Raw genomic sequence first — 22,537 nt, forward strand, 5'->3', positions numbered from 1 at the left:
TCTAAAGGATTAAATGCGCTGGAAAATCAGCGAGCCGTTCGTACCGCCGAAGCCGAACGAGTTGGACAGCACCGCATCGATTTTCATTTCCTGCGCCTTGTGCGGCACCAGGTTAATTCCACCACAACTCTCGTCCACGTTGTCGAGATTAACGGTGGGCGGCGCTACCTGGTCACACAGGGACATGACCGAGAAAATGGCCTCGATCGCACCGGCAGCACCCAGCAGGTGTCCGGTCATGGACTTGGTGGAGCTCACCGCAATGTTATCCAGGTTACCGTCAAATACGGACCGCACCGCAGCAATCTCGGCTTTATCACCCAGCGGCGTGGAAGTGCCGTGGGCATTGATGTACTGGATCGCCGACGGCTCAAGCCCCGCATCTTTCAGCGCATTGGCCATGGACAGCGCAGCACCGGCGCCATCTTCCGGCGGAGAAGTCATATGGTGGGCATCGCCACTCATACCAAAACCGCTCAGCTCGCCGTAGATTTTGGCTCCGCGTGCCTTGGCGTGTTCATACTCCTCGAGCACCAGAACACCCGCACCCTCACCCAGGACAAAGCCGTCGCGGTCTTTATCCCACGGACGACTGGCGTGTTGCGGATCATCGTTGCGGGTCGAAAGTGCACGCGCCGCACAGAAGCCACCCAGACCGACTGGCGTGGTTACCATCTCGGCACCGCCACATACCATCACGTCGGCATCGCCGTATTGAATAGTGCGCATACCCAAACCAATCGCGTGGGTACCTGTGGTACACGCAGTGGTCGTCGAAAGGTTTGGACCTTTCATGCCGTACTTGATGGAGAGGTTCCCGGAAACCATGTTGATGATGGCACCCGGAACAAAAAATGGAGAGACCCGACGGGGGCCCTTTTCCGCGATCAGCATCGCGTTATTTTCAATCGCGGCAATCCCGCCCATGCCGGAACCGATACAGGCACCAATGCGCGGCGCATTGGAGTCTGTCACCTCGAGGCCACTGTCTTCTACCGCCTGCACTCCCGCACTGAGACCGTACTGGAGAAACATATCCATCTTGCGCGCTTCTTTCTGCGCAACATGTGGTTCGGGGTCAAAATTCTTTACCGTTGCAGCAAACCGAGTGCTGAAAGCAGAAACATCAAACGAATCGATTGGCACAACGCCACTGGTTCCTGCCAGCAAAGCAGACCAGGTATCTTCCAGAGTATTGCCCAGCGGGCTGACTGTGCCCATTCCGGTAATAACGACTCTTCTACGCGACACTTGCGCCTCCCCCGAAATCAATCATACACGCCGGGAACTATACTTATGTTGCCGGTCGTTTTCACAAGGTTCAAATAGACGGAGAGCCGCGCTATGCAACATAGAACGGCTCTCGCAATACTACAGTAACGGGTATCACTTACCCCTTACTTAAGCTATCCAGCAGGACTCAACCGAGGTTCTGGTTGATGTAATCGATGGCCAGCTGAACAGTGGTGATCTTCTCTGCTTCTTCGTCCGGAATTTCGGTTTCGAATTCCTCTTCCAAAGCCATTACCAGCTCAACTGTGTCGAGGGAGTCAGCGCCCAGATCTTCAACAAAGGATGCTTCAGGTTTTACATCTTCTTCCTTCACGCCCAGTTGTTCAGCAACGATCTTTTTTACGCGCTCTTCAATGCTGCTCATGATTCAATTTAACTCCTAGTGGATAAAAATCTGTTTTGGTCACTACTTAAAAATTAGCCACTTAATGTGGTGTATCAGTAACCGGCTAACACAGCTTATGGTTAATGCGAGGCGGCATTGTACCCTGATTTTTTCGGGATGTAATGCACCGCCTCCCCACAACCGTTGAATGATAAATTTTTCTTTACCAATCAATCACTTATGGCGATTTTCTCGAAAGAAAATCAGCCCATATACATGCCGCCATTCACGTGAATGGTCTCACCGGTCACATAACCGCCAGCATCACTGGCTAAAAATGCGACAACGGAGGCAATCTCTTCCGGTGCACCGAGACGGCCCAGAGGGATCTTGCCCATCAAGGCTTCACGCTGTGCGTCCGGCAACACTTTGGTCATGTCAGTATCGATAAAGCCTGGAGCCACGGTATTCACCGTGATACCCCGGGAACCAACTTCCGCCGCCAGTGCGCGGGCAAAACCGCCTACCCCGGCCTTGGTTGCAGCGTAGTTGCTCTGGCCTGCATTGCCCATACTGCCAACCACGGAGCTGATATTGATGATTCGACCCCAACGCGCCTTGGTCATATCGCGCAGACAGCTCTTGCTGACACGATATACGGCGGTGAGATTGGTATTCAGAACCGAATCCCACTCCTCATCTTTCATACGCATCAGCAGGTTGTCCTGGGTGATGCCCGCATTGTTGACAAGAATGGTTGGCGCACCAAATTCCGCTTTAACTGACTCGAGCACTGCAGCAATACTTTCCGGGCTGGTTACATCCAGCTCTTTGCCAGCTCCTTTGAGTCCCTTTTCGGCAAAACGTGCAGAAATTTTTTCAGCGCCGCCGGCACTGGTTGCGGTACCAATGACGATAGCACCCTGAGCACCAAGCAAATCGGCGATAGCAGCGCCAATACCGCGACTGGCGCCAGTGACCAACGCCACCTTGCCTTCGAGAGAAGTTGAAATAGTCATAATTTTTTACAAACCCTTTTGCGAAGCCATTTTGCGGACCTTGCAGCCACCCGCAAGGCCTGGCTGCGTTTGCAGCCAATGGGCATCGCGTTAGTTATTGTGCGGTGGATTTAACGGCTTCCGACATCTGCGCCGGCGTTTCGATATTGTGCGCAGTCAGGCCGCGATCTATGCGCTTGGCCAGCCCAGCCAGTACCTTGCCCGGCCCACACTCGACCAACTGCTCAGTACCCGCAGCTGCCATCGCCTGGACACAGGACGTCCAGCGAACCGGGCTATAAATCTGCTCGACCATCAATGCCTTGATCGCCCCGGGATCAGATTCAGGCTTGGCATGCACATTGTGGATTACGGGGATTTCCGGCGCATGGAAAACGGTCGACTCGATTTGCGGAGCCAGTTTTTCGGCGGCCGGACGCATCAGCTCTGTATGGAAAGGTGCGCTCACCGGCAGCGGCAGCGCACGCTTGGCTCCGGCAGCTTTACAGGCTTCGATCGCGCGCTCTACCGCAGCAGCGCCACCGGCGATTACAACCTGTCCCGGCGAATTGTAATTGACTGCAGCAACAACGCCGCCTTCCGCAGCACTACTGCAGGCGGACTCAACCGCATCGTCATCCAGGCCGATCACCGCGGCCATGGCGCCCTCGCCCGCCGGCACAGCTTCTTGCATGAGACGACCGCGTTCACGCACCAGGCGCACAGCATCTTCAAAAGCCAGAACACCCGCGCATACCAGCGCGGACCATTCGCCCAGACTGTGACCTGCCATTCGAGCTGGCACTACGCCGCCCTGGCTCAGCCAGGCGCGATACAGCGCAACGCTGGCAGACAGCAGCAGAGGCTGGGTTCTTTCGGTGAGATTGATATCTTCCTGGGCGCCGTTCTGGCACAGATCCCACAGGTCGTAACCTAGAACGGAGGAAGCTTCGGAAAAGGTCGCGCTGATCTCCGGGAATGCCTCAGCAGCTTCCGCCAGCATACCAATCTGCTGGGAGCCCTGGCCGGGAAATACAAACGCCAAAACTGGGTTGGTCATGGAACATCCTTTAACCAAATGAGTGAAGCCTTGGATGATGGGGCTCGACCGGACGTCTCAGACCACAAGCAGAATGCGGGGCCGCTTAATCACACCCCGTCTGTCGCTGCGCCTGTAGCGCCATTGCGCTACCAATCTGCTGCGCCAGACCCGACTCGGCACATTCTTTGGCGGTCAGCATAGCGCGGTAAAATGCCTCGCTGCTGGCGCCACCGTGACTCTTGATGACATTGCCTTCGAGCCCCAAAAAGCTGGCGCCATTATAGCGACCGGGCTCTAGCTGTGCGCGCCATTTTCGCAACAGATTTATGGCTAATTGGCCAAAAAACCGCTTTATCGGCGCCTTTTTATCAATGGTGAAGGTCTTTTGACCTATCAGTCGGATCACGCCCTCGGCGGCCTTCATGGCCACATTTCCCATAAGGCCATTGCACACAACGACATCCACCACACCGGTAAAAATATCGTGCCCCTCGACGAAACCCACGTAATTAATGGAAGGGTCCGCCTGCAGGATTGCACCGGCGCGCCGAATCTCTTCGGTACCCTTGTGCTCCTCCGCACCGATGTTCAGCAGCGCCACGGCAAGATCTGGCTTGTCGGAAAATACCCGCTGTGCCTCCAGCCCCATACGCGCGAACTGGGCGAGATCTTCCGCAGTGCAATCGATGTTCGCCCCGAGATCCAACAGGAAACAGGTACCGTCTGCGGTAGGCAGGGACTTCCCCAGCGCCGGGCGACGCACGCCTTCAACCGTGCCCAGGATGCTGCGGCCGAGCGCAAGCAGCGCTCCGGTATTGCCAGAGGTGACCATGGCCGAACACTGCCCGTCGGCAACGGCCTGCAGCGCCCGCGCCATGGATGACTCGCGCTTGCGTCGCAACGCCTGCACAGGGTTGCATCCCTGGGTAATAACCTGGGCACAGTCGACCACCTTAAGGCGCTCACGCACTGAAGGGGGTTCTTTTATGAGAAGGGATTGCAGCTGGGAACGGGGGCCGAACAGCTTAAGTTCTGCCTTGGGATAGCGGATGAGAAATCTTGAGCAAGCCGGAACGACAGAGCGGGGACCTAAGTCCCCGCCCATCGCATCCACGGCCAATCGCAATTGGCTGGACAAAGCTTACTCTTCTTCGGAAGAGGTGCCGACATCGATCACTTTGCGACCACGGTAAAAACCGTCTTTGGTCACGTGGTGACGGTGGTGCTTCTCACCGGTGGTCGGGTCAACGGACAGAGTCGGTCCACCCAGCGCATCGTGAGAGCGACGCATGCCGCGACGGGAACGGGTTTTTTTGTTCTGCTGAACAGCCATTTGGTGCTCCTAAACATAACTAACAGTTAACACCGGAACCGGGGCGCCTACCGGCGAGCCCAAACCCTTCAAACAACTCTCAAGACTTGTTTGACGAACCCTTCAACTGTTCCAGTACTTTAAAGGGGTTTTCATGTTGCTCTCCCGCATCCGGCTTCTCTCCACCACTGCGAAACGCGTCTTGAGAGACACACTCCTCTTCGTGAAAAGCCACCATTGGCAGGTTGAGCAAAATCTCATCTTCCAATACCTGATACAGGTCCAGCTCATCGCCGTCCTGTATCACAGGGTCGAGCGTTTTGGGCAATGACTTGCCCTGCTCTTCCGACCAGACAAAGCCCCAGGCAATGTCGGCCTCAATCTCCTCCCTCACCGGTTGCAGGCAGCGCTGACACAACAGCTCAACCTCCAACTGGAGATGCCCCGTAGCCACCTGGTTCCGCTGCAGATCTCTGGCAAAAGCCAGGTTCACCGCCACATCACCAATTACTGACTCCGTAGACGACACCAGCCGTGCAAGATCGCCTGATGGCACAATTCCGTCCAAATGCTGCTCACGCTGCACTAATTTTCGTGCATCAATGCGGCGCGGAAGCGCGGATTTCTGGGGGGGTATCGACATAAGCGCGCAATTCTATGGACTCACCAGAGCCTTGTCAAAACAATTCATCCACCGCATGATCACCGACCCCAATGCCCAGCAGCATTACTCCCAGACCAGGAAGCCCGACACCATGCGCCGACTGATTCTAGCGTCCAGCTCCCCCTATCGCCGCACCCTTCTTCAAAAGCTGCATTTGCCTTTCGACAGCGCGAGCCCCCATATAAATGAAGAAGCATTACCAAACGAGACAGCACCAGCACTGGCGAGCCGCCTTGCCAGGGAGAAAGCCGGGGCCCTGAGCGAACAATTCCCGGACGCCATCATCATAGGATCCGACCAGGTGGCTGAATGTAACGGCCGACAGCTCGGAAAGCCCGGCACATCGCAGAATGCGGTCGCGCAGCTTCGGCTGTGCTCCGGAAAACCAGTCACCTTCCACACTGGACTGTGCGTTCTGGACAGCAACAGCGGAAAACACACCACAGCGTGCGAGACGTTCACGGTTTACTTTCGCGATCTTGAGCGCCACGAAATCGAACGCTATGTCGACCTGGAGCAACCCCTGGATTGCGCCGGGTCATTCAAAGTCGAAGGGTTGGGAATCGCATTGTTCGAAAAAATGGAAGGAAACGACATCAACACCCTGATTGGTCTCCCATTAATTCGACTAATCAATCTCCTCAAGCAATTCGGAATAGACCCGCTGAAAGGCGCCTGAATACAAAAAAACGGCCTCTTTCAGCTATGCCACGAGCGGAGGCCACTCAAGCAGCTCGGCAAAATGGTCAATAATCTGATGCGGACGACATTCGTCCAGCCGCTCCCGACTGTGCACGCCATAGCTGACGCCAATCGATGCCATATTGATCGCCGAGGCCATACGCAGATCGTATTCCGTATCCCCCACCATGACGGCATCGCGCACATCACAACTTGTCTCCGCAAGGAGCTCACTCAACATGCGCGGATCCGGCTTGGATGCGGTCTCGTCAGCACAGCGACTGGCCGCAAACAAATGGCCAATACCGTGCTCCTCAAACTCCCGGTTGAGACCTCGGCGACTCTTGCCTGTTGCCACCGCCAGGGTGTGCCCCGCGCCCAGCAAGTGGTCGAGCGTCGCCAGCACACCATCAAATAGAGCCACCGGCTCTACCCTCGCCGCCAGCCACTCCTCTGCGTAGCAGGCGCGCAAGCGGTCGCGCTGCTCACTGTGAGCCTCAGGGAAAAGAGCGGAGATCGCCTCGGGAAGCCCCAGGCCAATAATGTTGCCAATTGCCGCAGGCTCGAGCACTGGCAGCCCCACCCTGTCCGAGGCACGCTGCATACAGGAAACGATACGCGCTTCGGAGTTACACACGGTGCCATCCCAGTCGAGAATCACCAGCATCAGCCCACCCCCTCTATATATACCGCGATTCAGAATTCACACTAGATCAGGCAATTAGCTGCGCCGAAGATTCTCCAAAACCGACGCAAGCTCCGGCGGCAAAGGCGCCCGCACATCGACCCTGGTGCCATCCGGCAAAGTGCAGCGAACGCCCGCTGAATGCAGAAACAAGCGCTTCAGCCCCTGCTCGCGAAAGGCATTATTGATTTCGTCGGAGGCGTACTTCACATCACCCGCCAGGGGGCACCCGACAAACTGTGCATGCACCCGAATCTGATGGGTGCGCCCGGTAACCGGCTCCGCTGCCATCAAGGTCGCACCCGGAAAGCGCTCTTCGACCTGAAACCGTGTGGTCGACGGCTTGCCATCACCATCCACGACCACCATCCGCTCACCGCTTTTCAGTGTATTCTTCTTGAGCGGCGCCTCCACCAGCTTGTAACCCCGGGGCCACTTGCCCGCCGCCAGCGCCAGATAGGATTTACCAAGCTTTCCAGCGCGCAGCTCTGACTGCACATGCAACAACACCGAACGCTTGCGCGCCACAAGGATGGCGCCACTGGTATCCCGGTCCAGCCGGTGCACCAGCTCCATAAACGGGCTCTTCGGGTACATCTGACGCAAAGCTTCAATCAACCCGAGCCGCACACCACTACCGCCATGCACCGCCAACCCGGCAGGCTTGTTCACCACCAGTAGACCGCCATTGTCATACAGTATGGCGGCCTCAAGCGTGCGCCGCAGGGACTCGCCGGCCACAGCGGGCTCTGTACCTTCGGATACACGGATCGGCGGCACGCGAACCTGATCCCCTGCCTTCAGGCGATATTCCGCCTTCACCCGCCCCTTATTGACCCGCACCTCTCCCTTGCGCAGGATCCGATAGACGCGTGAACGGGGCACACCCTTGAGGCGCGCCTGCAGGAAATTATCGATCCGCTGACCGGCCAACTCTTCTGGCACAGTGAGGAACTGGACGCCTTTTCCGGTGGTGCCGGACGGGCGGTCATCAGTGTCGCCGACAGATTCGGCCGAACGGGGTGTCTTACTGGATTTTGGGGGGTTACTTCGCATGGGGCGCATCATAGCGGCAACCCCCAGCCATTTGAAGCACTGCAATTGATGGCCCAACCACACCGTGGTATATTCGGCCGGTCTGAATTGGGCTGGTTTTCGGCGGCGCACGGTTTTTCTGCTATATAAAAACTCAGGTGCCGCTCTTGAGAAAATACCGTCAATCGGGCCGGTGCGCGCAATGCCGCGTTATCAACAAAACTCCGTCGGCGAGACTCTTCAAGGGTGCGTCGCAAGATGGTGCTCAGGGATTCAGGCCACAGAGGCCCTCCCGAAGCTCTCGCCGACACGACCCCGTTACAACGGGATTTTTGCGAAGGTAAGACGGGCTGACGCCCGCAGCGCTTGGAACAGACTCTAATCTGTCACATCTCGCTCCGCGATTGACGCCAGCGACCGAACTGGCCCCCGGCCTCTGCAGGTGATGCAAAATGGCACTCCCGCACCGCCGGTTACTACTAGAGACGACCAAAGGGCCCAGCCACGAGCCGGCCCCGGAGCCTAGAGAAGATGTGACCCATGCAGCCTGAAAACGGGCTGCAGTCAGGACCCGCCCGGGAAATATGCGGAGCCGGCCTGGCAGGAAACGAATACCCGAACGAGACCGGTATTCAGAGTTAATACAGTATGCACACCGCAGGTGCCCCTGACTGGCGCCCCCGCGGAGAGTGCGTATAGCACGGTGGTAATTGCAGGGCCGCGCCCTCCTCTCACCCCGTGTAAACCAATGCCTGCGAGCTTCAGCGGCGTTTTTACCTTCGCACAACGCAAGGAAAAGACGAACGCATGAAGAGAATGCTGATCAACGCAACCCAGCCGGAAGAGCTGCGCGTTGCACTGGTCGACGGCCAATGGCTGTACGACCTGGATATCGAAAATCGCACCCGCGAACAGAAAAAAGCCAATATCTACAAGGGCAAAATCACCCGCGTAGAACCCTCCCTCGAAGCCGCCTTTGTCGATTACGGTGCTGAGCGCCACGGCTTCCTGCCCCTGAAAGAAATTTCACGCGAATACTTCCTCAAACAGCCCAAAGACATCGATGGTCGCATCAAAATCAAGGATGTCGTCAAAGAGGGCATGGAAGTTATCGTTCAGGTCGATAAAGAAGAGCGTGGCAACAAGGGTGCCGCCCTGACCACCTTTATCAGCCTTGCAGGCCGCTACCTGGTACTGATGCCGAACAACCCGCGTGCAGGCGGTATCTCCCGTCGCATCGAGGGTGATGAGCGCAGCGACCTCCGCGACGCGCTGTCCAGCGTCGAAGTCCCTTCCGGCATGGGCATCATTGTGCGCACCGCCGGTGTTGGCCGCAGCGGTGAAGAACTGCAGTGGGACCTCAACTACCTGCTGCAACTCTGGGACGCCATCAAAAAGGAAGCGGACGACTCCAAAGCGCCCCATTTCCTGTTCCAGGAAAGCAACGTGATTATTCGCGCAATTCGCGACTATATGCGTGACGACATCGGTGAAGTCATTGTCGACGAGAATGGCGCTTACCAGCTCGCGGCAGAGTTTGCCCGCCAGGTCATGCCGAACTACGCCAACAAGGTGAAGTTCTACGACGACAATATCCCGCTGTTCAATCGCTACCAGATTGAGAGCCAGATCGAGACCGCATTCGAGCGCGAAGTAAAGCTGCCCTCCGGTGGCTCCATCGTTATCGACGTAACCGAAGCCCTGGTCTCCATCGACATCAACTCCTCCCGCGCTACCAAGGGCGGCGATATCGAGGAGACTGCGCGTACCATTAACCTGGAAGCTGCAGATGAGATCGCCCGTCAGCTGCGCCTGCGCGACATGGGTGGCCTGGTGGTTATCGACTTCATCGACATGCAGAGCAAATCCTCCCAGCGCGAAGTTGAAAAGCGCATGGAGAAAGCCTTGGGTATGGACCGCGCCCGTGTACAGGTAGGCCGGATCTCCCGCTTTGGCCTGCTGGAAATGTCCCGCCAGCGCCTGCGCCCATCCCTGGGTGAAACGACTTTCCGCGTGTGTCCCCGCTGTAGCGGCCAGGGCACCATCCGCGGCACCAAGTCTCTGGCCCTTTCCATCCTGCGCCTGGTGGAAGAAGAAGCGAAGAAAGAACGCAGTGCAGAAATCCGCGCCATCACACCAGTGAACGTGGCGACCTACCTGCTCAACGAAAAGCGCAAGGCCATTTCCAATATCGAAGCGCGCAACAACACCCGCGTGGTGGTTGTGCCCAACGCCGATCTGGAAACCCCGCACTTCGAAGTTCAGCGCCTGCGCGACGACGACTCAACTACCCTGGAAACCTCCTACAAAATCTCCGGCACCATTGAAGAGGTAGCGGAGAAAGACAAGGAAGACGAACCGCTGCGCGCACCGGCACAACCGGCTGTCCAGCAGATCGCTCATTCCGCGCCCGCCCCCACTCCGACAGCCAAGCCCAAGGCTAAGGCCAAGGAGAAGCAGGAAGAGAAGCCCGGGCTGTTCAGCCGCCTGATCAGTGCTATCTCCGCCCTGTTTAGCAGTGAGGAAGAGGAGAAATCCGACAAGAAGCACAAGAAGTCCAGCGGTCGCGGCAAGAACTACCAGCAGCGAAATCGCAACCAGCGCGGCGGCCGTGGACGCGGTCGCGGAAATCGCGGCAATCGCCGCGACGACCAGCGCAGCGATGAACGCAAGGACGACACCCGCTCCAAGCGCGGCGACAAGCAGCGCGACGACAGCGAAGGCAAAGATCGTCGTAGCGAAAATCGCGAAAACGCCCGCGAAGCGAACCGCGACAACGCACGTGACGGAAATCGCGATGGACAGCGCGAAGGCCAGCGCCGCAGCCGCAGACGTCGCGGTGGTGACCGCCGCAACGAGCCCCAGACCACTGCTGCAGAAGTCGAAAACACTAATCTCGACAACGCAGCGGAAGTATCCGGTTCCGACGACGACCAACAGCGCCCCGCACGCCGCCCAAGCAACGTGCGCGGACGCCCACAACCCCGTCGTCGCGGTCGCCGCGGTGGAGACAACAGCGGCAACGACTCTGCAGCAAGCGAACAGCAAGAAACCGCCAAGTCTGAGGTGAGCAACGAGAGTGAGACAGGCGCGAAAGATGAGCGCCCTGCGGAGCCCCAACGCAAGCCGCGCGCCAAGCGTGAAGACAAGCCGGTAGCGAAGCCTGAGCAGCAAGCAGAACAGCGCAGCGAGAAACCTGCGACCGAGCCGAAGGCTGAAACCAAGGCTGCAGCGAAACCCGAAGCGAAAGCAGAGCAGCCCTGGGCCGGCACACAGCCGCGTACCGAGGCGCCCGCCAAGGCCGAGCAAGACGTAGAAACTCCGACCACCACTGAAGAAGCCAGCAAGCCGGCCAAAACCGCAGACACCTCTGGCAGCGAGATGGAAGCGGCCAAGAAACCGGCTGCGAAGCGCGAAGTAGAAGTGGAAGCCGAAGCACCGGCAGAGGCGAAAGCGCCAGAGGCGGCCCCAGCGACAGCACAATCTCCGGCGGAACCCGAAGCAAGTGCTGAAGCCAATGTCACCAAGGCACCGGAAGCGAAAGCTGAGCGCGAAGACACTGCGGAAGTACCCGAGACCCACGCAGCAGGCGACCTACTGGCAGAATCGCCAGAAGACACCGCTGCCAGCGTTAGTGTCAAAGCAGAAGTGGAACAGCCCGAAGAAACTGCCAAGGTTGCAGACACCAGCGTAGAAGCCTCCAACGAAGAAGCGCCAGAAGCTCAGGTGGAAACCGCCGAGCCGGAAGCGCCCAGCGCAGAGGCCGCTCCGGCCACTCGCGCACCTGGTCGCGCTAGCAACGACCCGCGAATCAACCCGAAGCCTCTGGTTGATTTCAAAGTTGTCACTGCCCGCCCGGAAGTTGGTGAAATGCGCCCGCTCGATACCGCCCAACCGGCCAACATCGAGCACAGCCCTCGCCCACTCCAGCGCCCCGCCAATGATCCCCGGGTCAAGCGCAGCGCAGGCGCGAGTGCCGAAAGCAGCTCTGACTCTGCCGAGGCAAGTTAACTCGGAAGACCTGGAACACGATGGGTTAGCTGCTCAAAAATGCAGCTAACTCATTGAAGTTCCTAAAAAAATTGCCTGCGCACTTGTACCTGCAAAACAGCTCGGTATAATGCGCAGCACAATTTGGTGGGGTGGCTGAGTGGTCGAAAGCGGCGGTCTTGAAAACCGTTGACTGTAACAGGTCCCAGGGTTCAAATCCCTGCCCCACCGCCATACAAAAAAGCCCGGCTTTATGCCGGGCTTTTTTATGCCTGTTGGGTTATGTAGATCCTCCCCGTTCAAACCGGGGCAATCGCCGCCTTCTTTTCCCGAGCGTCTAGATCAAGGTTGCTAACGCGGCCTGCACACCTCCAGTTACAAATTCCCCTCCAGCTCATCAGCAACCAACACAGGGGTTATGCGGACATCCGCATTCAGTGCGGCAAACAATGGCTCGTTGTACTGAACCAGTTTTGCCTGGTCGCTCTCGTCGAAGATAAAAATTGCGGCGCGCTTTCCTTCGGAAACAAAAAAATAGGCGGCTTCTGGTTTCGCCAGGTCGGAGAATTTCTTCATTGCTGCCGCCATGGTTCCATCAGCAACTGCGTTGTTGCCCTTTTCGACAGGAATGAGGATTTGCATCATCAAGCGCATGGGATATCCCCCAGAATAAAATTTCAGTGTATACAGCGCGGTCAACCGGGTGAGGAAATACACCCCACATATACCAACACACCAATTTTCACGTCACTCCCACCATCCCCGGGGGGAACATTATCTAGTTTCCACCGATACTCATGGGAGAAATGAATGGCCCAACCGATATTCCCAATGCACCGCCCCTGGTCGACACTGATAGCATCCTGTCGTTTGCTGTCGCGCTTGGCCTCGGCCTGCTAATCGGGCTGCAGCGCGAGCGCACCAGTGACCGCATGGGCGGTATCCGCACCTTTCCCCTGATCGCGCTATTTGGAGCGTTAACCGCGGACCTGAGCCGCAACCCGGGCATGGGCTGGCTGATGCTGACAGGTCTGATTGCGATGACCGTACTCATCCTGCTCGGCAATCTGGACCGTTTGCGCGGAAACGACGACCACACCGGTATCACGACGGAAGTGAGCGCCTTGCTGGTCTATCTGCTCGGCGCGTTTCTCGTACTGGGTGACAAAACCGTTGCGGTGATGATTGGCGGCACTATCGCGGTGTTACTGCACTTCAAGCCGGGTATGCACGCCTTCGTCAAAAAGCTCTCGGACAAGGATCTCCGCTCGATCATGCAGTTCGCCGTGCTGTCGCTGATCATCTTGCCCATATTGCCCAACCGTACCTTCGGCCCCTATGACGTTCTGAACCCTTTCGCCATCTGGCTACTTGTGGTGCTTATTGTGGGCATCGGCCTGGGCGGGTATGCGGTGTACAAGATCGTCGGCGCCAGGGCCGGCACTCTCGTGAGTGGATTGATTGGCGGGCTGATCTCTTCGACGGCCACTACCGTCACCTACGCCCGACTTGCGCGAACCCAGCAGAAGGCCACGCCGCTCGCCGCACTGGTGATCCTGATCGCGTCCACCAGCATGTTTATCCGTATGTTCGTGGAAATCGCCGTGGTTGCCCCACGCCAGTTTGCCGCCTTCCTGCCACCGCTCGCGCTGCTGTTTGCCATCAGCCTGTGTGTGTGCGGCTTTGCATTCATTCGTATTCAGCACCGCGAAAACACTATGCCGGAACCGGGCAACCCCGCGGAACTGAAACCGGCACTGATTTTTGGCGCGCTGTATGCACTGATATTGCTGGCGATCGCCGCGAGCAAAGAGTATTTCGGCAACCGCGGTATCTACGTAGTGGCACTGATCTCGGGGTTTACCGATGTGGATGCGATTACCCTGTCCTCTGCCAATCTCGCCAGCGCGGGCGCAATGCCGGTAGATACGGCCTGGCGTGCGATGGTGATTGCGAGCCTCGCCAATCTGGCTTTCAAGGTGGGTGCGGCAGGGTTTCTCGGCGGGCTTCCATTGTTGCGCGGGGTATTGGCGCTGTTTTCCATTCCGTTTGTCGCCGGCCTCGCTGTACTCTGGCTGTGGACATAGCGGAATTCAAAATATCGCGCCAGTTCAGCTATTACCGATGGGAATATACAGACGATTATGTAGACACACCCGTCACCCCGTTGGCTAGGCTTAAGGAGTACAAACTTATCGACCCGAAATGGCATTGTGTAATCCGGCCATCAAATGAGCGGGCCCAGCGGAACAATATGGCGTGAAGTTTTCACCTATCTGGTTGATTGTTATCAGCACCGCCACCGTCGGTGTGGTACTGACGATCCTGCACTATTTTGATCTGGATGACCGCCTCATCGAGTTGATGCAGTGGATGGACACTCTGGGCTGGCAGGCGGGCGTCTGGTTCATTCTGGTTATCGCTCTGGCGATTGTGTTCCTGTTCCCCGGCGTGGTTTTTACCATGGGTGCAGGATTTGTGTTTGGCGTGTTGAAAGGCACAGTCTATGTAGTCCTCGGCACCGTGCTCGGCGCGGCGATCGCTTTCCTGATTTCACGCTACCTGCTCGGAAAGCGCGCTTCCGAGTGGCTCCTGTCAAAAATCAAACCAGCCAATCTCGGCGAAATCCTGCGTGATGAAGGCTGGCGCATGGTCATGCTGACGCGCATGGTGCCTCTGTTCCCCTTCAAGCTTTCCAATTACTTTTTCGGGCTGACGCCGCTCAAATTTCGCGACTTTTGTATCGGGAACTTCATCGGCGTCATCCCCATCACAGTGAACAACGTCTACGTTGGCTCTATCGCCGCGGATTTGGCGAGCATCGGCACAGAACGCAGTACCCGCACGCCCACCGAGTGGACGCTGTACGGCCTGGGGTTTTGTCTGGCCATCATCGCGATTATCGGGCTGACCCGTATGGCACGCCGCGCCCTTAACCAAAAAATCGACGAAGGAGAGCTCTGATGCCCTGGATGAAATGGCTTCCCTGGCGGTTTTTCGTGCGCAAGTTTGCCACCGCACACGGGTTTTTGGATCCGCTTGCGGTTATGGCCCGACTGCAACGCTTTGCGGAACCTTCGGAAGTCAGCGAACCCATCGAACTGTTGCGCGCGGGGGTAATTTTTCACGCCCGCGCGCTGATGAACAGCAAAGTGATCCAGCACAACCTCGACTGGGTGTGGCCCTACTGGATTGAGCGCCAGTTCGACCCGGCGGATGTGGCGTTTATCCCCCGCGCGTTCTCGATCACCCACTGCAACCTGAGCCATCGCAACTGGACGGCAGTCGGCATCCCCGGCAGTGAGCAAATGCCGATCGTGGATCCACGCGGGCTACTGACGCCGCACTACGACGGCTGGTCTATCGACAGCTGGATCGTGGGCGATGACGGCAGCGACCTCTATCCATCGCAACACGATCAGATAACCCAGCGGATGGACCTGAAAGACGGAGTCGCGATAGTAACTGAATCGCAAAAATCGGGAGCACAGCTAGAGAGCCGCGTTTGGGCTGAACTGGACGAGCGCAACAACAATTGCCATATGCGTCTGCGCGCCCACCACAAAACCGGTGGCTGGCTGGTTGTCGCGCTGCGGCCTTGCAACCCCGAGGGGGTCGCCTTCATACACAAGGTGACACTGGGAAATGATCGCAACCGATGGCTGGTAGATGGGCAGCACAAGATACTGTTCGACCGCCCTGTAGACCGGCATCACGCGTCGGATTATCACAAAGGCGATATCTCCCTCTACCTGCGTGACGAGGGCAATGAAAACCATGCGGAATGTGAGGTCGGCATGGCCACCGCCGCCGCGCTGTTCCGTATCGAACCCGGCGAGACAGTTGACACGCTGGTTACCATTCCCCAGCAATGTCCTTTGAAGAAAGGCAACGCACCGGCAGGCTGGAAGCAGAATCTGGACCAGCATTGCGCCATGTCGGTGCCGGACACGGAAATGCAGTTCCTCTACGACGCTGCTGTGCGCACGCTGATTCTGCACTCCCCCCACGATGTGTATCCAGGTCCCTACACCTACAAACGCTTCTGGTTCCGCGACGCGGCCTTCATGATCCAATCCCTGTTACACGCAGGGCTACTTGACCGTGCTGCACGTGCATTGGAGCGCTTTCCGTCACGCCAGAAACGCAACGGATATTTTCATTCGCAAGACGGCGAGTGGGATTCCAACGGTGAGGCGTTGTGGATTATCGACCAGTACTGCCGAATTACCGGCACAAAACTGAAGCCGGAATGGCTCGACCCGGTATTGCGTGGCACACACTGGATTCACAACAAGCGCCAACCCAAAGATGGCAGCCTTACCGGTGGCCTGCTGCCGGCCGGGTTCAGCGCTGAGCACCTCGGCCCTAACGACTGCTATTTCTGGGACGATTTCTGGGGTATTGCGGGGCAGCTTTCCGCGGTAGCCATCTGCAACCGAGAGGGACATACCCAGGACGCGGAGACATTCCAGCATCACGCCGACGATTTTATGTTGACCGTCGACGACGCCCTGCAGAAATGTGCCGCGCGGCTGGACCGACCGGCAATGCCCGCCTCTCCCAAGCGCAGGCTCGACGCCGGCGCCATCGGTTCGATTGCCGCTGGCTATCCACTCAAACTCTATCCTGAAAACGACCCGCGCCTGCTCGACCTGGTGGAATTCCTGATGGAGAACTGCTTCGTGTCCGGGGGGTTTTTCCAGGATATGATCCACTCAGGTATCAATGCCTACCTCACCATTCATGTCGCTCAGGTACTACTGCGTGCGGGCGATCCGCGCTGTATTGATCTGATGCGCAATGTGGCCAAGCTCGCATCCCCCACCGGACAGTGGCCCGAAGCGATTCACCCGCACTCTTTCGGCGGCTGCATGGGGGATGGCCAACACGCCTGGGCCGCTGCAGAATGGGTGACCATGCAACGCAATTGTTTTGTCCGAGAGGAAGGCGACACGTTGATACTTGCCTCTGGCCTACCGGCGGAATGGCTGAGCGATAGCTCTGCACAAAAGCCCATCCGCTTTGGACCTGCGCCGACATATTTCGGAACCATTTCCATTGAAATCACGCCGGGAGACAAGCCGCGTATCTCCTGGTCTGGCAAGTGGCACGACGAAGCCCCGCCAATTGAAGTTCGCGCATTCGGTTACCAGCCGGTGGTTGTCGAACCCGGCGTTGAGATGTTGGAGCTGCAACCCAAGTGAACATAGTGATGCTCACCAACACCTACCTGCCTCATGTGGGCGGTGTGGCGCGGTCTGTGAAGGCGTTCTGCGATGAATACCGCAAGCGCGGGCACCATGTGCTGGTGGTAGCGCCGGAATTTTCCGAGAAAATTGCCAACGAAAAAGACGTGGTGCGCATCCCCGCGATTCAAAATTTTAACGGCAGTGACTTTTCCGTCGCCCTGCCCCTCTCCGGCGAGCTAACCGAGCGGCTGGACTTTTTCGAGCCGGACCTGGTGCACTCTCACCACCCCTTTCTGCTGGGAATGACTGCCCTGCGCATCGCGCGCAGCCGCGAATTACCACTAATTTTTACCCATCACACCCTTTACGAGCGTTATACCCACTATGTTCCGGCAGACTCGGAAGCGCTGCGACGCTTTGTAATTGAACTGGCTACCCGCTACGGCAACCTTGCCAGCATGGTATTCGCGCCCAGTGAGAGCGTGGCGAACCTGCTGCGGGAACGCGGCGTCAAATCCCCGATTCAGGTCGTACCTACCGGGGTAAAACTCGAAGACTACCAGCACGGCAATGGCAGGGTCGCGCGCGAACAATACGGCATTCCCGAAAAGGCATTTGTCATCGGTCACCTGGGCCGTCTTGCGGAAGAAAAGAACCTCGGATTTTTATCCGAAGCGGTACTCGAGGTGATGAAGCGCAATGACAACATCCATTTTCTGGTGGTCGGCACCGGTCCCATCCAGGACCAGATACGAAACCTGTTTGATGAGCATGGGCTGGGTCACAGACTGCATCTGACTGGCACCCTGCAGGGTCAGCCACAGAGCGATGCCTACAGTGCCATGGATGTCTTCGGCTTTGCATCCACCAGCGAAACCCAGGGAATGGTGCTGACCGAAGCCATGGCTGCAGGGGTACCGGTAGTGGCGCTGGATGCCAGTGGGTGCCGCGAAGTCGTCGAGGACCGGATCAACGGCCGCCTGATCCTCCAGCACAGCACGCGCGAACTGATCGGTGGCCTTCAGTGGGTACACGATCTCACCAAAGCGGAGTACCAGCAGCTCTGCCAGGCCGCGCGTGACACTGCAGAACGTTTCTCTATGGAAAACTGCGCCTCGGCTGCACTCAATCACTATCAAACGCTGGTCCACCAGCACTGGCCGCTGGACGACTCCCTGTACGCCCAATGGATGCGCCTGCGCAACATGATCGGTGCACAGTGGGAAATCATCGAAGGTGTCACAGGCGCCGCCAGCGCCGCGCTGGATCCGGATCACTCCGGCAAAAGCCACCTGCAATAACACCGACAACCCCGGAATGGAATTGGACTGCTCCCCATGATGACCCGTATCGAGAGCACCCTGCGCCGCTGGCGACGCCGGATCAGCCGCAGCGAGTGGCTGGCGCGGATGCTCAAGTTACAGATCAATGAACGGGATCCGGATGCCCCGGCACTGGTACTCATCCAGATTGACGGCCTCGCTCGCCCCCAGCTCGACAAGGCGCTGGCGGACGGGAAAATGCCGTTTCTGAAAAAGCTTATCGAGCGCGAGCACTACCACCTGGATCATATGTACTCGGGAGTACCCGCAACCACTCCCGCAGTACAGGCGGAGATTTTTTACGGGGTAAAAGCGGCGGTCCCGGCATTCGGCTTCATGTCTACCGAATCCCAGGAAATGCTGCGGATGTACGAATCCAATGCCGCCAACATGGTGGAAAAAAAACTCAGCGATGCGGGCCATGAGCCGTTGCTGAAACAGGGCAGCTGTTATGTGAGTGTGTTCCGTGCCGGTGCCGAAAATGACGAGGCGCACTTCTGCCCCGCTTCCACTGGCTGGGGACCCTCCCTGAAAGAAGCCGGGCCGCTGGCCCTAATCGTCCTGTTACTTGCCAACCTGTGGAGCCTGATCCGTACCGGCGCACTGCTGCTTCTCGAGCTGGTGCTTTCGGTGGTGGATTTTTTTCGCGGGCTCACCGATGGCGAGGACTTCCTGCGCGAACTGATGTTCATCCCCACCCGAATCGCCATCACGATTCTGATGCGGGAGCTCTCTACCGTGGGCGTGAAAATTGATATCGCCCGCGGACTGCCGGTGATCTATATCAACCTGCTGGGCTACGACGAGCAATCCCACCGGCGCGGACCCAGCTCCAAATTCGCCCACTGGACACTCAAGGGCATCGACGACGCCATTGCCCGTATCTGGCGCGCCGCACACCGCTCTTCCCGCAGACACTACGACGTCTGGATTTATTCCGACCACGGGCAGGAAGACAGCATCCCCTACGAAACTCTGCACGGACGCAGCTTTGCCGACGCCGTCAGCAAGGCTCTGTCCGACCTGCCACAAAATCCCAGCGGCTACGTCTCCAGTAGCGATCGCGGTGTTCAGCTACAGCGGGTGCGACTGTTCGGTGGCCAATGGGTGCAGAAGCTGTTTCCCATCGAGGATCCGGACGAGCGCGTCGAAGGCAAGGCGCCGATGGCACTCTCTGCCATGGGACCGCTGGCACTGCTTTACAACATTCACTGCCAGGGTACGCCAGCCGCCGAAATAGCCCGGCTACTCGTTGAGAAAACCCATGCGCCCATGGTGCTGTACGAAGACAAGTCCACCACCGAGACGGGGCCCGACGGCGAACCAGTTACCAAGGTGCGCGGTTGGTGGCGACATGGCGCCATCTCACTACCGGAGGATGGCCACAAGGTAATGGGCAGCGAGCACCCTTTCGCGGAGGAAGCGGTCGAGGATCTGGCCAACCTGTGCCGGCATCCCGATGCCGGCGATTTCGTGGTCAGTGGTTGGTGCGCGGGCCATGAAAGTATCAGCTTCGCGATTGAAAGCGGCAGCCATGGTGGCGCTGGCCCGAACGAGACCCACGCATTTGCGCTGATGCCCGGGGATATTCATTTTCCCGAAAACGGACTGGGCCACTGGCGCCCCAAGGATATCCGCAACGCGGCACTGGCTTTCCTCAAGGCGCAACCGGCACAAGAGCTCAAATCACCACCGGCGGTCAGCGTCGGAGCCACTGCAACAAGCACGGAAAGTCCCCTACCCGCAGAGCCAAAACGCCACGACCGTGAAGAAACGTCAGCGACGTACGCACCGTTAAGTGCCAGTAAAAACCTTCGGGTGATGACCTACAACGTACATATCTGCAAGGGAATGGATGGCAAGCTTTCCCCTGAGCGCATCGCCCGGGTGATTGCCCGTTACTCACCGGATGTAGTGGCACTGCAGGAAGTGGACGTACGCAGAAAGCGTACCGGGGGCATTGATCAGGCGCACCAGATCTCACAAATGCTGTCCATGGACTGCCACTTTCAACCGGCCATGCATATGGAAGACGAGCGCTATGGGGACGCAATCATGTCACCCCACCCACTGAGGCTGGTGCGCAAGGATATCCTGCCCGGGCCGGCAGAACGCTCGATCCACTACGGGCGCGCAGAACCTCGCGGCGCACTGTGGATGGAACTGGATTTTCACGGCACGCCGGTGCAGCTGTTCAATACCCATTTGGGGTTGAGCAAGGGAGAGCGGCTGCGGCAGGTGGACGCCTTGCTCGGCACGGGCTGGATGGGCAATCCAAACTGCTCGCGGCCGCGCATTCTGATGGGAGACTTCAATGCCCTGCCCAATTCCGCGGAAATCAAACGCATCACCTGCGTACTCGACGATGTGCAGCTGCAACTGCCCGGTCACAAACCCAAGGGCACCTTTTTCAGCCGCCTGCCAAAGGCCCGCATCGACTATGTGTTTGCCGACGGTGAGCTCGCAGTGAACGGTATCCTGGTTCCCCGCAGCGAACTCACCCGACTGGCATCAGACCACCTGCCGCTGATCGTCGACCTGAGAGTTCCGGTAAAAATCCGCGACAGCAAGGCATCCCCCTGACGCAGGCCGCACTCCTACTGGAACAGGGAGCGGACCTGCTCCTCGCGGGATGCACGCATGCCGGCGGTACGCCCTTCCTCAATCGCAATCTCCAGCGGTATGCCATTGCGGGCCCGGTAAATGGCCCAGACCGCTCCGGCCCGGTTGCCACTGCCACAATGGAGAAGCAGGGGTGCGGCGTCCCCATCTGCGAGAATTTCTCCCAGGCGGGCAATCTGGGCGTCACTGGGCACCCCTTTGTCGATGGGCAGGTTCACGTAGGTCATTCCCGCGCCCTCTACCGCCACACGCTCCTCCTCGGTGCCCTCTTCCGGGGTGCGCAAGTCGATAATGGTGCGAAAGCCCTTGCGCTTCAGGGATTCCACCTGCGCAAGATCTATACTGCCTCCAGTGGCCAAATACGGGCGCATGCGATTGTAATTCATGACTTCCGCCCCCATATTGTCACCAAAGGGCACCTGTGCGGAGTCCGTCTCCGCCATTGTCATTGGTACAGTGGCCGCGACAGCCACCAAAGACAGTGCGAACAGCGTTTCAAGCAATTTCATTTTCAGTACTCCTGTTTGTGCGCTATTTTGCCCCAACTATTTGAAGATCGTCGAACCCAGTGCCTACTTGAAGGTCTAATGCGCTGGCTATATGATCCCGAGAGATTTTATATTCACTAGCAGGAGACGCTAATGCAGCCCGAAGTCTATACACACTCTGGAGCGCTGGACCGCTCGGAGTCCGCCAAAGTATTGCGCAACACTTACGCTCTGCTGGCAATGACTGTTCTATTCAGCGCAGTCACTGCTGGTGTATCCATGGCTATCGGCATGGGCCGCGGTATGAGCCTGATCTGCTCCATCGCAGCCATTGTCCTGGTCTGGTTTGTTCTGCCACGTACCGCCAACTCTGCATCCGGTGTAGGCGTTGTATTCGCATTCACCGGCCTGCTGGGCGCCTCGCTCGGCCCGATGCTCAACCACTATGTCGGCCTGGCCGGCGGTGGCCAGATCGTCATGCAGGCGCTGGGTACCACTGCGCTGATCTTCTTCGCACTGTCTGCCTATGTGCTGACTACCCGCAAAGACTTCAGCTTCATGGGCGGCTTCCTGTTCGTGGGCCTGATCGCGGTACTGGTATGCGCCCTCGGCCTGATGATCGCCAGCTTCTTCGGTGTTCACCTGCCGCTGGCCAGCGTTGCCCTGAGCGGTGTGATTGCCCTGCTGTTCTCCGGTTTCATCCTGTATGACACCAGCCGCATCGTAAATGGCGGTGAGACCAACTACATCATGGCCACCACCTCCCTGTACCTGAACATCCTGAACCTGTTCACCAGCCTGCTGCACATCTTCGGTTTCGCTTCCGACGACTGATCAGCCCGCTGAGCAAGTTCACACAGTGCCCCGCTCCGCGGGGCATTTTTTTAT

At 58.0% G+C, this 22,537-nt stretch carries 19 protein-coding genes and 1 tRNA gene; 9 read left to right on the forward strand and 11 right to left on the reverse strand.

Going from position 1 to position 22,537, the window contains the following annotated elements; genetic code table 11:
- Window positions 1-9: 9 nt before the first annotated feature.
- From fabF to HUW35_RS16120, 7 genes are all read right to left on the reverse strand, one after another.
- Complete coding sequence (gene fabF / locus HUW35_RS16090) at window positions 10-1,251, reverse strand: beta-ketoacyl-ACP synthase II (RefSeq protein WP_181253235.1); 1,242 nt, start codon at window positions 1,249-1,251, stop codon at window positions 10-12.
- Between the two features lie 169 nt (window positions 1,252-1,420).
- Entirely contained in the window at window positions 1,421-1,657 is a 237-nt protein-coding gene (gene acpP / locus HUW35_RS16095; protein ID WP_010130751.1) for an acyl carrier protein, read from the reverse strand.
- A gap of 224 nt (window positions 1,658-1,881) precedes the next feature.
- Window positions 1,882-2,637, reverse strand: a complete 756-nt coding sequence (fabG, locus tag HUW35_RS16100; RefSeq protein WP_078085857.1) for a 3-oxoacyl-ACP reductase FabG — start codon at window positions 2,635-2,637, stop codon at window positions 1,882-1,884.
- A gap of 94 nt (window positions 2,638-2,731) precedes the next feature.
- Complete coding sequence (gene fabD / locus HUW35_RS16105) at window positions 2,732-3,676, reverse strand: ACP S-malonyltransferase (protein WP_181253236.1); 945 nt, start codon at window positions 3,674-3,676, stop codon at window positions 2,732-2,734.
- Between the two features lie 85 nt (window positions 3,677-3,761).
- Window positions 3,762-4,772, reverse strand: coding sequence for a phosphate acyltransferase PlsX (gene plsX, locus HUW35_RS16110; protein ID WP_255463623.1), 1,011 nt, complete (start codon window positions 4,770-4,772; stop codon window positions 3,762-3,764).
- A 27-nt stretch (window positions 4,773-4,799) separates the two neighbouring features.
- Complete coding sequence (gene rpmF, locus HUW35_RS16115; protein ID WP_078085860.1) at window positions 4,800-4,991, reverse strand: 50S ribosomal protein L32; 192 nt, start codon at window positions 4,989-4,991, stop codon at window positions 4,800-4,802.
- 79 nt (window positions 4,992-5,070) lie between these two features.
- Entirely contained in the window at window positions 5,071-5,526 is a 456-nt protein-coding gene (locus HUW35_RS16120) for a YceD family protein (RefSeq protein WP_255463347.1), read from the reverse strand.
- Between the two features lie 118 nt (window positions 5,527-5,644).
- Here HUW35_RS16120 and HUW35_RS16125 point away from each other — a divergent pair, with 118 nt between their 5' ends.
- A complete protein-coding gene (locus HUW35_RS16125) occupies window positions 5,645-6,313 on the forward strand; it encodes a nucleoside triphosphate pyrophosphatase (protein ID WP_370464603.1) in 669 nt (222 codons plus the stop codon).
- 24 nt (window positions 6,314-6,337) lie between these two features.
- Here the strand turns inward: HUW35_RS16125 and HUW35_RS16130 are convergent, their stop codons facing one another.
- Both HUW35_RS16130 and rluC read right to left on the reverse strand, forming a co-directional pair.
- Window positions 6,338-6,982, reverse strand: coding sequence for an HAD-IA family hydrolase (locus HUW35_RS16130; protein ID WP_181253239.1), 645 nt, complete (start codon window positions 6,980-6,982; stop codon window positions 6,338-6,340).
- Window positions 6,983-7,036: 54 nt separating this feature from the next.
- Window positions 7,037-8,056 (reverse strand): 23S rRNA pseudouridine(955/2504/2580) synthase RluC, encoded by a 1,020-nt coding sequence (rluC, locus tag HUW35_RS16135; RefSeq protein ID WP_255463348.1) that lies wholly within the window; start codon window positions 8,054-8,056, stop codon window positions 7,037-7,039.
- 786 nt (window positions 8,057-8,842) lie between these two features.
- Here rluC and rne point away from each other — a divergent pair.
- Window positions 8,843-12,046 (forward strand): ribonuclease E, encoded by a 3,204-nt coding sequence (rne, locus tag HUW35_RS16140; protein WP_181253241.1) that lies wholly within the window; start codon window positions 8,843-8,845, stop codon window positions 12,044-12,046.
- Between the two features lie 125 nt (window positions 12,047-12,171).
- Window positions 12,172-12,259, forward strand: a tRNA-Ser gene (locus HUW35_RS16145).
- A 141-nt stretch (window positions 12,260-12,400) separates the two neighbouring features.
- On the opposite strand, the gene HUW35_RS16150 is transcribed toward HUW35_RS16145, so the two are convergent.
- The gene (locus HUW35_RS16150) at window positions 12,401-12,679 is read right to left on the reverse strand and encodes a hypothetical protein (protein WP_181253242.1); all 279 of its coding nucleotides are present in this window, start codon (window positions 12,677-12,679) and stop codon (window positions 12,401-12,403) included.
- Window positions 12,680-12,831: 152 nt separating this feature from the next.
- On the opposite strand from HUW35_RS16150, the gene HUW35_RS16155 reads away from it, so the two are divergent.
- The 5 genes from HUW35_RS16155 to HUW35_RS16175 all read left to right on the forward strand — a co-directional run bounded on the left by HUW35_RS16155 (window position 12,832) and on the right by HUW35_RS16175 (window position 21,122).
- The gene (locus HUW35_RS16155; RefSeq protein WP_181253243.1) at window positions 12,832-14,112 is read left to right on the forward strand and encodes an MgtC/SapB family protein; all 1,281 of its coding nucleotides are present in this window, start codon (window positions 12,832-12,834) and stop codon (window positions 14,110-14,112) included.
- A gap of 172 nt (window positions 14,113-14,284) precedes the next feature.
- Window positions 14,285-14,989: a TVP38/TMEM64 family protein gene (locus HUW35_RS16160; protein ID WP_255463349.1), complete on the forward strand. Its 705-nt coding sequence runs from the start codon at window positions 14,285-14,287 to the stop codon at window positions 14,987-14,989.
- Window positions 14,989-17,232: a hypothetical protein gene (locus tag HUW35_RS16165; protein WP_181253244.1), complete on the forward strand. Its 2,244-nt coding sequence runs from the start codon at window positions 14,989-14,991 to the stop codon at window positions 17,230-17,232. Before HUW35_RS16160 ends, HUW35_RS16165 begins: the two co-directional genes overlap by 1 nt.
- Complete coding sequence (locus tag HUW35_RS16170) at window positions 17,229-18,518, forward strand: glycosyltransferase (protein WP_181253245.1); 1,290 nt, start codon at window positions 17,229-17,231, stop codon at window positions 18,516-18,518. The genes HUW35_RS16165 and HUW35_RS16170 overlap by 4 nt, the downstream gene beginning before the upstream one ends.
- Window positions 18,519-18,554: 36 nt before the next feature.
- Window positions 18,555-21,122, forward strand: a complete 2,568-nt coding sequence (locus HUW35_RS16175) for an endonuclease/exonuclease/phosphatase family protein (RefSeq protein ID WP_181253246.1) — start codon at window positions 18,555-18,557, stop codon at window positions 21,120-21,122.
- Window positions 21,123-21,136: 14 nt separating this feature from the next.
- Here the strand turns inward: HUW35_RS16175 and HUW35_RS16180 are convergent, their stop codons facing one another.
- Window positions 21,137-21,670, reverse strand: a complete 534-nt coding sequence (locus tag HUW35_RS16180) for a beta-lactamase hydrolase domain-containing protein (protein ID WP_181253247.1) — start codon at window positions 21,668-21,670, stop codon at window positions 21,137-21,139.
- 132 nt (window positions 21,671-21,802) lie between these two features.
- On the opposite strand from HUW35_RS16180, the gene HUW35_RS16185 reads away from it, so the two are divergent.
- On the forward strand, window positions 21,803-22,483 hold the full coding sequence (locus HUW35_RS16185; RefSeq protein WP_181253248.1) for a Bax inhibitor-1/YccA family protein: 681 nt from the start codon (window positions 21,803-21,805) through the stop codon (window positions 22,481-22,483).
- Window positions 22,484-22,537: the final 54 nt, after the last annotated feature.

The organism is Microbulbifer sp. YPW1 (assembly GCF_013367775.1).
GTDB lineage: Bacteria > Pseudomonadota > Gammaproteobacteria > Pseudomonadales > Cellvibrionaceae > Microbulbifer.